This window comes from Xylanibacter ruminicola 23 (assembly GCF_000025925.1).
In the GTDB taxonomy this organism is placed as follows: domain Bacteria; phylum Bacteroidota; class Bacteroidia; order Bacteroidales; family Bacteroidaceae; genus Prevotella; species Prevotella ruminicola.
The window spans coordinates 692,756-706,591 of the sequence record NC_014033.1 but is presented as its reverse complement, the minus strand read 5'-3'; the positions used below and the strand labels follow the sequence as shown (position 1 = coordinate 706,591).

11 protein-coding genes are annotated in these 13,836 nt (G+C 48.0%); 3 read left to right on the top strand and 8 right to left on the bottom strand.

The genetic code is table 11. From position 1 onward, the window contains the following. Positions 1 to 13: 13 nt before the first annotated feature. Together PRU_RS03050 and PRU_RS03045 are read right to left on the bottom strand one after the other, a co-directional pair. On the bottom strand, positions 14 to 2,002 hold the full coding sequence (locus PRU_RS03050; RefSeq protein WP_013064443.1) for an ABC-F family ATP-binding cassette domain-containing protein: 1,989 nt from the start codon (positions 2,000 to 2,002) through the stop codon (positions 14 to 16). Further along, a complete protein-coding gene (locus tag PRU_RS03045) occupies positions 1,999 to 2,616 on the bottom strand; it encodes a LolA-like putative outer membrane lipoprotein chaperone (protein WP_177168195.1) in 618 nt (205 codons plus the stop codon). The genes PRU_RS03050 and PRU_RS03045 overlap by 4 nt, the downstream gene beginning before the upstream one ends. Positions 2,617 to 2,708: 92 nt before the next feature. Here PRU_RS03045 and PRU_RS03040 point away from each other — a divergent pair, with 92 nt between their 5' ends. Next, the gene (locus PRU_RS03040) at positions 2,709 to 4,904 is read left to right on the top strand and encodes a Tex family protein (protein WP_013065669.1); all 2,196 of its coding nucleotides are present in this window, start codon (positions 2,709 to 2,711) and stop codon (positions 4,902 to 4,904) included. A 30-nt stretch (positions 4,905 to 4,934) separates the two neighbouring features. On the opposite strand, the gene PRU_RS03035 is transcribed toward PRU_RS03040, so the two are convergent. Further along, on the bottom strand, positions 4,935 to 5,570 hold the full coding sequence (locus PRU_RS03035) for a cytidylate kinase-like family protein (protein ID WP_013063974.1): 636 nt from the start codon (positions 5,568 to 5,570) through the stop codon (positions 4,935 to 4,937). A gap of 214 nt (positions 5,571 to 5,784) precedes the next feature. On the opposite strand from PRU_RS03035, the gene PRU_RS03030 reads away from it, so the two are divergent. Then, a complete protein-coding gene (locus PRU_RS03030) occupies positions 5,785 to 8,001 on the top strand; it encodes a SpoIIE family protein phosphatase (protein WP_080517160.1) in 2,217 nt (738 codons plus the stop codon). Between the two features lie 21 nt (positions 8,002 to 8,022). Beyond that, positions 8,023 to 8,331 carry an STAS domain-containing protein gene (locus PRU_RS15190; RefSeq protein WP_013065147.1) on the top strand — a complete coding sequence of 103 codons (309 nt, stop codon included), beginning with the start codon at positions 8,023 to 8,025 and terminating at the stop codon, positions 8,329 to 8,331. 62 nt (positions 8,332 to 8,393) lie between these two features. Here the strand turns inward: PRU_RS15190 and rplT are convergent, their stop codons facing one another. The 5 genes from rplT to PRU_RS03000 form a co-directional block, all read right to left on the bottom strand. Beyond that, complete coding sequence (gene rplT / locus PRU_RS03020; protein WP_013064385.1) at positions 8,394 to 8,738, bottom strand: 50S ribosomal protein L20; 345 nt, start codon at positions 8,736 to 8,738, stop codon at positions 8,394 to 8,396. Between the two features lie 34 nt (positions 8,739 to 8,772). Next, on the bottom strand, positions 8,773 to 8,970 hold the full coding sequence (gene rpmI, locus PRU_RS03015) for a 50S ribosomal protein L35 (RefSeq protein ID WP_013064185.1): 198 nt from the start codon (positions 8,968 to 8,970) through the stop codon (positions 8,773 to 8,775). A gap of 79 nt (positions 8,971 to 9,049) precedes the next feature. Next, on the bottom strand, positions 9,050 to 9,757 hold the full coding sequence (gene infC, locus PRU_RS03010) for a translation initiation factor IF-3 (RefSeq protein WP_013063391.1): 708 nt from the start codon (positions 9,755 to 9,757) through the stop codon (positions 9,050 to 9,052). 99 nt (positions 9,758 to 9,856) lie between these two features. Continuing rightward, positions 9,857 to 11,800, bottom strand: coding sequence for a threonine--tRNA ligase (gene thrS, locus PRU_RS03005; protein ID WP_041386570.1), 1,944 nt, complete (start codon positions 11,798 to 11,800; stop codon positions 9,857 to 9,859). An 85-nt stretch (positions 11,801 to 11,885) separates the two neighbouring features. Beyond that, on the bottom strand, positions 11,886 to 13,835 hold the full coding sequence (locus PRU_RS03000; protein ID WP_013064898.1) for a tetratricopeptide repeat protein: 1,950 nt from the start codon (positions 13,833 to 13,835) through the stop codon (positions 11,886 to 11,888). Position 13,836: the final 1 nt, after the last annotated feature.

Here is a 13,836-nt window from a genome sequence, read left to right as displayed (position 1 = left end):
TGTTTTTTAGAGTTTATTGTGTTAATGATTCTAATTCTTCGCTTGCTTTCTCCCAACGCTCCACCTCTTCATCCAAGTCACGCTTAATGCCGGTGTACTCGGTTACCATCGTCATATCCGAAGCGTTTTCAGGCTGCATCAGCAGCTCGTCCAGTTCCTTAAGGCGCTGCTCCAGCTGCTCAATCTTGGCTTCATGCTGCTTAACAGCCTTTTCCAAACGGTTCTTACGTTTCTGAAGTTCCTTGTGCTCGGCATAGCTCAGGGTTTTCTGAAGCACAGCCTCACCCTCAGGGGTAACCGATGGCGATGCACTCGATGTTGTAGTTGCAGCAGCTTTGGTGGCAGCCTTGGGAGCTGCCATCATCTGCGGCTGCGAACCCAACTGATTAAGGTCGTTAATCTTTTTTGTTCTCAGGAAGTCGTAGATACCGCCCAAATGTTCGCGTACCTTACCACCTCCAAACTCATAGACTTTGGTTACCAGTCCATCCAGAAACTCACGGTCGTGGCTCACAATGATAGCTGTACCGTCGAAGGCTTTGATGGCCTCTTTCAGTACATCCTTCGAAGGCATATCCAAGTGGTTGGTAGGCTCGTCGAGAATCAACAGGTTTACAGGCTCCAGCAGCAAACGGATCATTGCCAGTCGACTACGCTCGCCACCACTCAGCACCTTCACCTTCTTATCACTCTCCTCACCGCCAAACATAAAGGCACCCAGGATATCATTAATCTTCAAGCGGACCTCGCCCTTTGCCACATAGTCGATGGTCTGGAACACAGTCAGGTTCTCATCCAGCAACTGCGCCTGATTCTGGGCAAAATAGCCTATCTGGATATTATGACCAACCTTCAGGTTACCTGTAAAGGGGATTTCGCCCATAATACATTTCACAAGTGTTGATTTACCTTCACCGTTCTTACCCACAAAGGCCACTTTCTCACCGCGCTTGATAGTAAGCGACACATGGTCGAATACTGTATGCGCACCATAATCCTTGCGTACCTCGTCGCAGATCACAGGATAATCACCACTTCGCAAACAGGGAGGGAACTTCAGGTGCATGGCCGAATTATCTACCTCGTCAATTTCGATGGGCACAATTTTCTCCAGCTGTTTTACTTTCTGCTGCACCTGTACAGCCTTGGTAGCCTGATAACGGAAGCGCTCTATAAACGCCTTCATCTCAGCCACTTCCTTCTGCTGGTTCTCGTAAGCCCTTAACTGCTGTTCGCGACGTTCCTTACGCAAAACTACGTACTCATCGTACTTCACCTTATAGTCGATTACCTTACCACACGATATCTCGAGCGTACGGTTCGACACATTATTAATAAAGGCACGGTCGTGACTTACTAGCACTACAGCACTCGAGCTCTGCGCCAAGAACTGCTCCAGCCACTGGATTGATTCAATATCCAGATGGTTGGTAGGCTCGTCGAGGAGCAATACATCGGGTTTCTGCAACAAGATTTTGGCCAGCTCGATACGCATACGCCAACCACCCGAGAACTCAGATGTGGGACGCTCGAAATCACTACGCTCAAAGCCCAGACCGGTGAGCGTACGCTCTATCTCGGCTTCATAGTTCTCAGCACCCATCATGATATAGCGCTCGTGCTCGGTAGTATATTTCTCAATCAGCTGCATGTAGCTCTCGCTCTCGTAATCGGTACGTTCAGCAAGTTCCTGATTCATCTTATCCAGACGCTCCTTCATACGAGTGTTATCAGCAAAAGCTTTCTGTGCTTCTTCACGAACGGTGGTATCGTCCTGCAAAATCATGACCTGTGGCAGGTAGCCCACCTTTGTATCGTTAGGCACACTAACAGTGCCTGCGGTAGGTTTCTGCTGTCCACACAGTATTTTGAGCATGGTAGATTTACCAGCTCCATTTTTGCCCACAAGGGCAATGCGGTCCTTGTCGTTAATGACGAAACTGGCGCCATCAAACAAGGGTTTTATGCCAAATTCAACTTTCAGTCCTTCTACTGATATCATCGCTTGTCAACAAATTTATAATCCTTAAACTGCTCTTTGGGGAAACGCAGCATCTCATCGGTTATGCCTCCGCTCTGAAAGTCGCTAATCTTAATGGTAGTCCATATAAAAGCGATTTTAATGCGTACACTTATCGGGTGATAGGTTTTACGCTCCAGCAAGGCGTGTATCTCCTTCATACCTTTGCGTCCCTTTATGAGCTTTAATGTAACCAGCAGTCCATTATCGGCCTCAGCTATACTGTAGTTATAGTTTTCGGGCTCAAACTTAAACTTCTGCGAATACTTATCACTCTTATTGTTCTTGGCTGTGTGCAGCTCTACCTCACGTTTCTTTTTCTTAAAGGTGTACACGTATTTGCCATCATTCCACGAGGTCATTCTCGCTTCATCGAACTTACTCTTCTTGCCTTTGTACCAGATGGTGCCTCGGGTTTTATAAATGCCAGTAATATTCACATCGTAGTGCAACGTAGCGCCCTGTTCACCAAACACCTGCTGGTAGGCATTGTTAAAAATGCGGCGTGCCTGTCGGCTGTTGGCGTTATCTTGTGCTTGCACGCTGCAAATGGTGCCAATCAGCATGATTACCGCTAAAATTATCCCTTTTCTCATTAATCTTTTCATTTTCGAACTGCAAAAATACACATTTCTCACGATTTATCACTATATTTGCACACAAATTAACGTAATTACTACTTATATTTATGCAAAAGAACGTTTTTTCCTGTCAAATTGCCACACAATTAGGCATCAGTCAGAAGTTCGTTGAAGCCACGTTAGCCTTGCTCGACGAGGGCTGCACCATACCCTTTATTGCCCGATACCGCAAAGAGCGTACAGGCGGACTGGATGAGGTACAGATAGCTGCTATCAGCGACCGTTACGAGAAGCTGCTCGATATACAGAAACGCAAGGAAACAGTTATCAAAACCATCACCGACCTTGATAAGATGACACCCGAACTCCAAGAGCGCATTAATCAGTGCTGGGATGCCACCGAAATCGAGGATATCTACCTACCCTACAAGCCTAAACGTCGCACCCGCGCACAAGTGGCCCGTGAACAAGGGCTGGAGCCACTGGCTCTGCTGCTGATGAAACAACGCGAGCGTGATCCAGAAGCAGCTGCAGCCAAGTTTGCAAAGGGCGATGTGGACAGCGTAGAAAGCGCCATCAAAGGGGCTCAGGACATTATTGCCGAGGTGGTAAGCGAAAACGAGAAATCACGCCAACAGCTACGTAATGCCTTTACCCGCCAAGCTGTTATCACCTCTAAAGTGGTAAAAGCCAAGGCCAATAGCGACGAAGCAGCCAAATATAGCGACTATTTTGACTGGAGCGAACCACTAAAACGTTGTTCGTCCCACCGTCTGCTGGCCATGCGCCGAGGCGAATCAGAGGGTATCTTACGCATCAGTATTTCGCCCAACGATGATGAAGCCCTTGAGCGCCTGAAGCACCACTATGTTTATGGTAACACCCCATGCGGCCGCTTGGTAGCCGAGGCTATCGACGATGGTTACAAACGTTTGTTGAAACCAGCTATCGAAACCGAGTTTGCCGCACAAAGTAAAGAAAAGGCCGATGAAGAAGCTATCCACGTATTTGCCGAAAATCTACGCCAACTGTTGTTAGGCGCCCCGTTAGGTCAGAAGCGCGTATTGGGTATCGACCCAGGTTTTCGTACTGGTTGCAAAGTAGTATGCTTAGATGCCCAAGGCAACCTGCTGCACCACGATGTGATTATGCCCCACCCACCTGTAAACAAACGTACTGAGGCCGCTATCACCCTGCAGCGCCTGATTCAGAAATTTCAGATAGAAGCCATCTCTATTGGTAATGGTACCGCCAGTCGCGAAACAGATAGTTTTGTAAAAGATGTACTCGCTGGTAAATACAATGTTGCAGCAGATTCAAAATCTTCCAAAGCGAAAGCTGATGACAAAAATGCTCCCACCCCACAGGTCTTTGTTGTTTCCGAAGCTGGTGCCTCAGTTTATTCTGCCTCGAAAGTGGCTCGCGATGAATTCCCCAATGAGGATGTAACCGTTCGTGGTGCCGTTTCTATTGGTCGACGACTGATGGATCCACTGGCCGAACTGGTAAAAATCGATCCTAAGAGCATTGGTGTAGGACAGTATCAGCACGACGTGGACCAAACCAAACTCAAGCACTCTCTCGACCAAACAGTAGAGAGTTGTGTAAACCTGGTAGGAGTAGATTTGAACACCGCCTCGCAGCACCTGTTGATGTACGTGAGTGGCCTTGGTGCCACACTGGCCAAAAACATTATTGACTATCGCCGCGAACATGGTGCTTTTACCTCGCGTGCCCAGCTTCTTAAAGTTCCCCGATTGGGTCCCTCAGCTTATCAGCAGTGTGCTGGATTCCTGCGTATCCACAACGCCAAGAACCCGCTTGACGGCACCGCTGTACACCCTGAGAGTTATCCTATTGTGCAGCAAATGGCCAAAGATCAGGGCTGCACCGTAGCCGACCTTATTCATAACAAGGAAAAGCGCGAAGCTCTGGAGTTGCACCGCTACGTAACAGCCGATGTGGGTATGCCTACACTTACCGATATTATGGCCGAACTAGAAAAGCCTGGGCGCGACCCACGCCAGCAGCTTGAGGCTTTCGAATTTGACAAGAACGTTAGTACCATCGACGATTTGGTTGAGGGCATGGTGCTACCCGGTATTGTTACCAACATCACCAACTTTGGAGCCTTTGTAGATATTGGTGTGCATCACGACGGTTTGGTACACATCTCGCAAATGGCCAACCGCCGTATTGCTCACCCACTCGACGTGGTTAAGCTTCACCAGCACGTACAAGTACGCGTAACCGAGGTTGATCACCGTCGTCAGCGCATCTCTCTGTCCATGAAAGGCCTATAGCCCATGGCACCAGTATTGAGGCAATGATAGCTACTTACTGGTACGATTGATATAATCCAAGATGATGTCAACGGCATCATCTTCGGTCAGACCGTCCATCGAAATAACGAGCTGATAGTTACGGGTATCATAGCGCGACGTATCCTCGAACTTCTTGATGTAAGTTTCACGACTGGCATCAAGCTGGGCTATAATGTTGCGTGCCTCCTGCTCGTTGACATTCTGGCGACGCATAATGCGCTGGATACGATGGGCGGTCGAGGCTTGAATGAAAACGTTGATACGGTTAGGATGGTCACGGAAGACCATAAAGCCCGTACGACCTGCCACCACGCACGATGTCTGCTCGGCTAACTCAAGCAGAATACGTTTCTCGGTTTCGAAAAGACTGGCATTATCAAGCTTCACCTCAGCTTCCATAGGCAAAGAGGCACTATTTACCAATGTATTATAATAGGTGGTAATCTCATTCCACCATGTTTTCTTCTGTGCCTTAATCTCCTCAATCTTTTCAACAGAGAGACCAAAACGCTGAGTCAGTCCGTTGATAACAGACTTATCACAATATTTCACACCGAGCTTTTCAGCCAGTTTACGGCCTACGGTACGTCCACCACTTCCTACTTCTCGATTAATAGTAATTACAAATTTCTCGTTCTTATTCATATTGGTAATTTTTAATAACTGCGACAAAATTACATGTTTTTGGTGATATATACAAGAAATAATTGTATTTTTTAGTATTTCTGCTCTCAGAATCCGACTATTTTTTTGTAAAAAAACAATAAAAATTTGGCTATTTTCCTAAAAAAACGTACCTTTGTTGCCAACATCGCTCCTAAAACAAAATTGGAATGAATAAAAAGTAAAAGGAAGAATAATGAAGAAAGCATCTGCATACAAACTAAGCTTAATCATCATGGTGGTACTGTTAGTCATGTGGGCCACCATTATGAGCTTTGTATTTGTCATTACACGTAACTCTACCGCACGCGAGGTTGAATCGCGTTACGAGGGTATTATGCTGCACGCCAACGAGAAAATACGTGGTGTGCTGTCCGACGTGTATGTGGCAGCCATCAATAGCACTAGTGTGATTGAGAACGATCTCAACAATCCCGACAAGTTGCAGGCACATTTGGAGCAAATGGTAAAGCTTAACAAATACATGTCGAGCTGTCGCCTGATATTTGAACCCGACTTCTACCCACAGCGTGGACACTACTTCGAGATATATGCCTGGCGCGATTCGGACGGCGTTATCAAGGGTAAGCAGATGAACGAGGATCATCCCGATTTCCTGACGCACCCCTGGTACCAAACAGCTTATGAACGCGATGAAGGCGATTGGACACCGCCTTACTTCGATCAGGCTGCATCGCAACAGCTTACCACCACTTATATGACACACATTCACGATAAGAATGGTAATAAGGTGGCCATGCTGGGTGCCGATGTGTCGCTGGAGTGGCTCCGATTGCGCCACAAGCGTATTGACGCCCAAAACCATGAGCGTTTTGAAAAGGGATTTAAGGAAAAATCGTACAGCTTTGTACTCGATAACGATGGTACCTATCTCATTCATCCCAACGAGGATCTTATTCTGAAAACCACTTTCCAGGAGGTTGCATCCCAAACAGCCGACACTGCAGATGACGAAGTGGCCAACCACATGAGAAACCATGAGAGCGGTAGCTGTAAGATTACCAAAGACGGTGTGAGCTCAGTATTGTTCTACTCGTTTGTGAAATACGCCGAGTGGACAGTAGTGATTGTTGTACCCGAGGCCATCATTAACCATCAGGGCAACGTGCTTGGCGCCATCATTCTGGCTGTTATGCTCTTTGGTCTGATAGTTATCTTCTTCCTGAGTCGCGCCCTGATACGCAACATCGACCAGTTGAGAAAAACCACAGCCCAGAAGGCAGGTATCGAGCAGGAGTTAAAGATTGCCAGTCACATACAGCAGTCGATGCTTCCCAAGAAATATCCTCCCTACCCCGAGCGCCCAGATGTTGACATCTACGGTGAGATAGTAACGGCCAAGGAGGTAGGCGGCGACCTATACGACTACCTGATGCACGACAACAAGCTGTTCTTCTGCATTGGCGACGTGAGCGGCAAGGGCGTACCTGCAGCATTGATGATGGCCGAAACCATATCACTGTTCCGTTGCGAGGCGATGCTGGATACTGATCCCAGTAACATTATCAGTCGCATGAACAAGACTTTATGCGACACCAACGACTCGTACATGTTCGTTACTCTCTTCTTAGGCGTACTCGACCTGAAGACAGGCCAACTGAACTACAGCAATGCCGGTCACGAGCCCCCCATGCTGGTAGGCACACTGGCACGCTTTATTTATGTAGATAATAACATACCATTGGGTTTGCGCCCAGAGTGGGAGTACACCAATCAGACCATACTCATGGATCGCAACGAGATACTGTTTATGTATACCGACGGTTATACCGAGGCCGAGACGGCCAACCACGAACAGTTTGGTCGCGATCGCATCAGTAACAGAGCCAACCGACTGGCCGATTTGCATTTGGATGCGCGTCAATATGCACATCAGCATTTTGAAACAGCACAGAACTTTGTGGGCGACACGCCACAAAACGACGACATTTCACTGATGGCTATCAGATACATCCCCCAACCTGCCTACGGCAGTCTCTATCACCGCTGCCTCACATTAGGCAACGATGTAGAAGAGGTAGTTGAGCTGACAGCATTCGTGAACAGCATCTGCCAAGACCTCGAGATGAACGAGACGGCAACAACCTATACCACCCTGGCTGTTGAAGAGGCTGTGGTGAACGTCATGAAATACGCTTACCCCGACCGCGAACCAAGTCATATTATACTGGAGGCCGAGGCTAACGACTTGATGCTGACATTTATACTCCACGACAAAGGTATGCCCTTTGATGCCACCAAGGCAGCCGAAGTAGATGTTGAGCAGCAAGCCGAGCAGCGCGTTGAGGGCGGATTGGGTATCCATCTGATGCGTCACTATATGGACCATATCAGCTACGAGCGCAAGAATGATGAGAACATACTCACCATGCAGAAAATAATTGAGAAATAAAAATAAAGAGAAGAGATAGAGATGGAAATTAAAATCGAGAAAACAGGCGAGCGCCAGGTAACACTGATACTGATAGGGCGCTTGGACACATCGGTATCAACAGCCGCCGAAAGAGAAGTTAGGCCGCTGTACGACTACTTTGAGCAAGAAATAGTAATTGACTGCACCCAGCTCGAATACATATCGTCGAGCGGTCTGCGAATACTGATGCACATCGCCCAGCAGGGCTGGATCAACCACTGCGAAATATTCATCCATGGCCTGCAGCCTAATGTGTACGACGTGTTCAAAACCACAGGCTTTGTACATCTGTTTAAGTTTAAGGATTAACAAAAGTAAAACCCCCGCCAATTGGCAGGGGTTTTATTTTAAGACTTGGTAAGTCGTTTAATTTACTTTACCTTCTCTACGATGGCCTTGAAAGCCTCGGGATTGTTCATAGCGAGGTCAGCGAGAACCTTACGGTTAATCTCGATACCTGCCTTAGCGAGGTTACCCATCAGAACTGAGTAGCTCATACCCTCCTGGCGAGCGGCAGCGTTGATACGCTGGATCCACAGGCTGCGGAAGTTACGCTTCTTGTTGCGACGATCACGATAGGCGTAGGTCAAACCCTTCTCCCATGTGTTCTTTGCTACTGTCCAAACATTCTTGCGGGCACCGAAGTAACCGCGGGTAAGCTTCAAAATTCTCTTACGCTTTGCTCTTGATGCAACGTGATTTACTGATCTTGGCATAATTCTTACTTCTTTTAAATGTTAGACAATAGGTTTAACGGAGACACAACAGATCACGAACCTGCTTCATGTTGCTAGGATCAACGATAGTTGTACCTACCAAGTTGCGCTTCTGCTTCTTGGTCTTCTTTGTCAGAATGTGACTGTGGAAGGCATGACGTCTCTTTACCTTACCTGTTCCAGTGAAAGAGAATCTCTTCTTTGCACCAGAGTTTGTCTTTACTTTTGGCATTGTTTTAAAAATTTAAATTGTTATTAATATCCAGCGGCCACGCATATACCGGGCGCGCCACCTTCTTTTTCTTCTCTAATTAATCCTCGCTCTCAGTCAGCTTCTTCAGTGCATCGGCACTAATCTTAGCATTACCCAAAAGACCACCGTTTGCTGGAATCTCAGCTGTCTCTTCAGTCTGAGCCTCTTTTTGCTGCTTTGCTGCCTCCTTAGCTTCGAGCTGAGCGGCCTCACGGTCGCGAGCCTGCTGGCTCTTCTTGGCCGAACCAGCCTTCTTAGGAGCCAAGTAGAGGAACATCTTCTTGCCTTCGAGTGATGGCATGCCCTCAACCTTTCCAACCTCTTCAAGGTCGTTAGCAAAACGGAGCAGCAACACCTCGCCCTGCTCTTTGAACAGGATAGAGCGGCCACGGAAGAATACGTATGCACGTACCTTGTTGCCCTCTTCGAGGAACTCACGAGCATGCTTCAGCTTGAACTGATAGTCGTGCTCATCAGTCTGAGGTCCGAATCGAATTTCCTTTACCTCAACCTTTACCTGCTTGGCCTTCATTTCCTTCTGGCGCTTCTTCTGCTGGTAGAGGAACTTGGAGTAGTCGATGAGACGACACACTGGCGGGTTGGCATTAGGAGAAATCTCCACGAGGTCTACTCCCATGTCACGGGCCTGGTTGAGTGCATCACGCGTAGACATAACCGACGATCCCTCGTCGCCTACGATGCGGACTTCACGTACTCGAATCTGTTCATTGATACGGTACTGATTCTTCAATTTGTCATTCTTCATTAACTACTTTTTAAGAAATCGGCTGCAAAATTACTAATTTTCTTTGAACTTTGAGCTCTGGACTATTAATTATCTGAATAATTTTATAAATATTTAACTTTAGAAGTCTTTGGTCATCTCAGCTACACGAGCATTTACCTCGTCGATGAACTCCTGAATGGTCTTAACACTCTGCTCGCCACCACCCTGTGGGCGTACAGCTACAGTACCCTCGGCAGCCTCTTTCTCACCTACGATAACCATGTAAGGAATACGCTTCAACTCGTTGTCGCGAATCTTACGCCCCAGTTTCTCGTTACGCATATCAACGGTAGCACGAACACCACCCATATCAAACTTCTTGGCAACCTCCTGAGCATAGTCGTTGTACTTCTCCGACAGAGGCAGGATAGCTACCTGGTCAGGTGTCAGCCACAAGGGGAAGTGACCGCTGGTGTGCTCGATCAGCACAGCGCAGAAACGCTCCATCGATCCGAATGGTGCACGGTGAATCATGACAGGTGTCTTCTTCTGGTTATCCTCATCGGTATATTCGAGGTTGAAACGCTTAGGCAGGTTATAGTCAACCTGAATAGTACCCAGCTGCCAACGACGACCGATAGCATCCTTAATCATGAAGTCGAGCTTAGGACCATAGAAAGCAGCCTCGCCATATTCAACCTTTGCAGGCAGGCCCTTCTCCTGACAAGCCTCAACAATAGCCTTCTCAGCCAGAGCCCAGTCCTCATCAGTACCTACATACTTATCATGGTCGTTAGGATCGCGCAGAGAAATCTGAGCCTCGAAGTTAAATCCGAAGGCAGTAAGCACGATACCGATAATATCCATCACGTTCAGGAACTCCTGCTTAACCTGGTCGGGACGACAGAACAGGTGCGCATCATCCTGTGTGAACGAACGTACACGAGTCAGTCCGTGCAGCTCACCACTCTGCTCATAGCGATATACAGTACCGAACTCAGCGATACGCAGAGGCAGATCGCGGTATGAACGTGGCTTCCAAGCGAAGATCTCGCAGTGGTGAGGACAGTTCATTGGCTTCAGCATGTACTCCTCATCCTCCTCAGGGGTATGGATAGGCTGGAACGAATCCTTGCCATAGTGTGCATAGTGACCAGAGGTAACGTAAAGGTTCTTAGAACCAATATGTGGAGTGATAACCTCCTGATAGCCGAAACGCTTCTGCACCTTACGCAGGTGATCCTGCAGACGCAGACGGAGCTCAGTACCCTTTGGCAACCAGATAGGCAGACCCTTACCTACCTTCTCTGAGAACATAAAGAGTTCCATCTCCTTACCAATCTTACGGTGGTCGCGCTTCTTAGCCTCCTCCAGCATCTCAAGATACTCGTCGAGCATCTTCTTCTTTGGGAATGAGATACCGTACAAGCGCTGCATCTGCTCGCGGTTAGCATCGCCACGCCAGAAAGCACCTGCTACTGAGGTGAGCTTAACGGCCTTGATCTCGCCTGTATCCACGAGGTGTGGACCACGGCACAGATCGGTGAAATTACCCTGGGTATAGGTAGTGATTGAACCGTCTTCAAGATCCTGCTCGATGTGCTCGCACTTATAGGTCTGTCCCCACTCAGCAAACTGCTTCAGGGCTTCGGCCTTAGGTACCTCACGACGAACAACAGGCTCTTTCTTACCAGCCAGTTCCTTCATCTTAGCCTCAATCTTTGGAAAATCGCTCTCCTTGATGCTCTCGCCGTCCTTCAGCAGTACATCATAGAAGAAACCATTCTCGACAGCAGGTCCGAAACCGAACTGTATGCCAGGATACAACTCCTGCAGTGCCTCGGCCAGCAAGTGGGCCGATGTGTGCCAGAAGGTATGCTTACCCTGCTCATCGTCGAACTTGTAGAGCTCGATGGTAGCGTCCTCATTGATAGGACGGTTCAGCTCTACTGTCTCACCGTTTACTCCACAGCTTACAACGCTGCGTGCGAGAGCCGGAGAGATGCTCTCTGCAATCTGGAAACCAGTTACGCCCTGCTCATACGAGCGAACAGATCCGTCTGGGAATGTAATGTTAATCATCATATCTACAATATATGTTTGAATTTTGAAATTGCGTGCAAAGATAGTGCTTTTATTCCAAATTAATGCAAATTAATCGAAAAATTTACTTTTCGCGATACTTTTTGATGACACTATATGCCTGATAGAGTCCTAATTCGCCAGCTTTCGAAAGATCCTCGATACCTTCATCCACGTGTTTGGCGTAGATTTTTGCCAGTCCGCGATTGAACCAAGCCTCGGCCAGATCCTGATTAAGTTTGAGTGCCTGCGAGTAATCGGCGATGGCACGCTGATAGTCGCGACGCATAGCGTAAAGGTTACCTCTATTATAATATAGGTACGCGTTATGTGGTGCCAACATGATGGCATCCGACAAATCGCCAAGCACATTAGCCGACTTAAGATCTACATTGGTACCCTCAGAGGCATTAAACTCATTAATCTTAGCCTGACAAACGGCTCGCTGCCAATAGGCCAACGACGAGGTTGAGTCGATCTGCAAGCAGATACTCAGGTCGTCGATTGCATTATCAAAGTTCTGGATAGTGGCGTAAGCAATGGCACGCAGCAACAGCAACGGTGCCACTTTCGACGTTACCTTCGTCTGATCGATGACATTACTCAACGAGTCGATATACGCAAAGGTACGCTTCATGTGAACCTCGCTCAGGTTACGCTGCTCGCACGAAAGATAAACAGTATGCGAACCCGACGTCTGATTAAAGGCATCCACACTGTTTTCGTATGGATTCTCAACCTTCACGTCGTTCTGTGGCTGCACAAAAGTAAGTCCGTACATGGGCTGCAAACTTACCGCAGTCTTACGGTTCTGCACTCGTCCACGATAGTCGCTCTTGTACTCATGCTCCACTTCCTGCTCGTCGGCTACAACCAGCTGGTTATACTTATCAGGATCGATATCGCTGCGCTTACGCATCTGCTTTTTCGAGAGTCGTGGCTGCTTACCATATCGTTTATCCAATTGAGCTTTCAGGATACGGAACTCGTCAAGTTCGGCCTGTTTGGTATTACCCAATCGGCGATAACACGAGGCACGATGCTGCAATCCGAACCAGAAGTTAGGATACTCCTCGATTACCTTCGAATAGTCGCGGATGGCCGCACGCAGGTTTCCCGTCTGCTCCAACAACAGGGCACGGTTAAATAGCGCCATCAGGTTGTCGGGCTCCAACTTCAGCACAAAGTCAAAGTCCTCAATACCACGGTTATCGTCACCCACCTGGGCACGCAACAGTCCGCGGTTATAGTGACCTAAGAAGTTGTTTGGATCTAAATCGAGCGCTGTATCATAATCGGCCATTGCACCACGCAGGTTATTCTGATTAAATCGGGCCAATGCACGGTTAATATAGTTACCCGAGTGTTTGGGCAACAAGTGGATACTCTTAGTCAGGAACTCCTCGCCCTCCTTCCACTTCTGGCGAGCCAGACTAATCACGGCTCTCTCGGCCCAGATGCCACCATCGTAAGGATCGAGTTCCAAACTCTTATCAAGCGATTTCACAGCTTTGGCAGTATCCTGCTGCAGCAGATAAATCTCGGCCTGCATCGAGTAAGCACGCGCATATTTCGACCAGCGGGCCGAAATCGTATCAATCTGCGCCAAAGCTAAATCGTATTTCTTATCCTGAATCAAACAGAGCACACGATTATGCCAAAGTCCCTGATTGTCAGGATCGTAACGCAGGGCACGATCGTAATCGCTCACCGCTGCGCTATATTTCTTCTGGTTAATGCGACACAAACCGCGCAATTCGTAAGCGCTCACCACATAAGGGTTGCGCTCGATTGCCTCGGTACAGTCGCTCTCGGCTCCACGGTAGTCGTCCAAATAAAATTTGGCCACCCCACGAAAAAACCAAGGCTCATAGAGCCAAGGTTTCATGCTGATGGCCTGATTAAAATACTGGATCGACAGCACATAATCTTCGTAATAGAGTGCCGAGCGCCCTATCATCACCAAGCGATCGGTATTAAACTGCGCTTGGACCAATAACGGCAGGAATGCCAGAAACAGGAAAATGCGACGCATT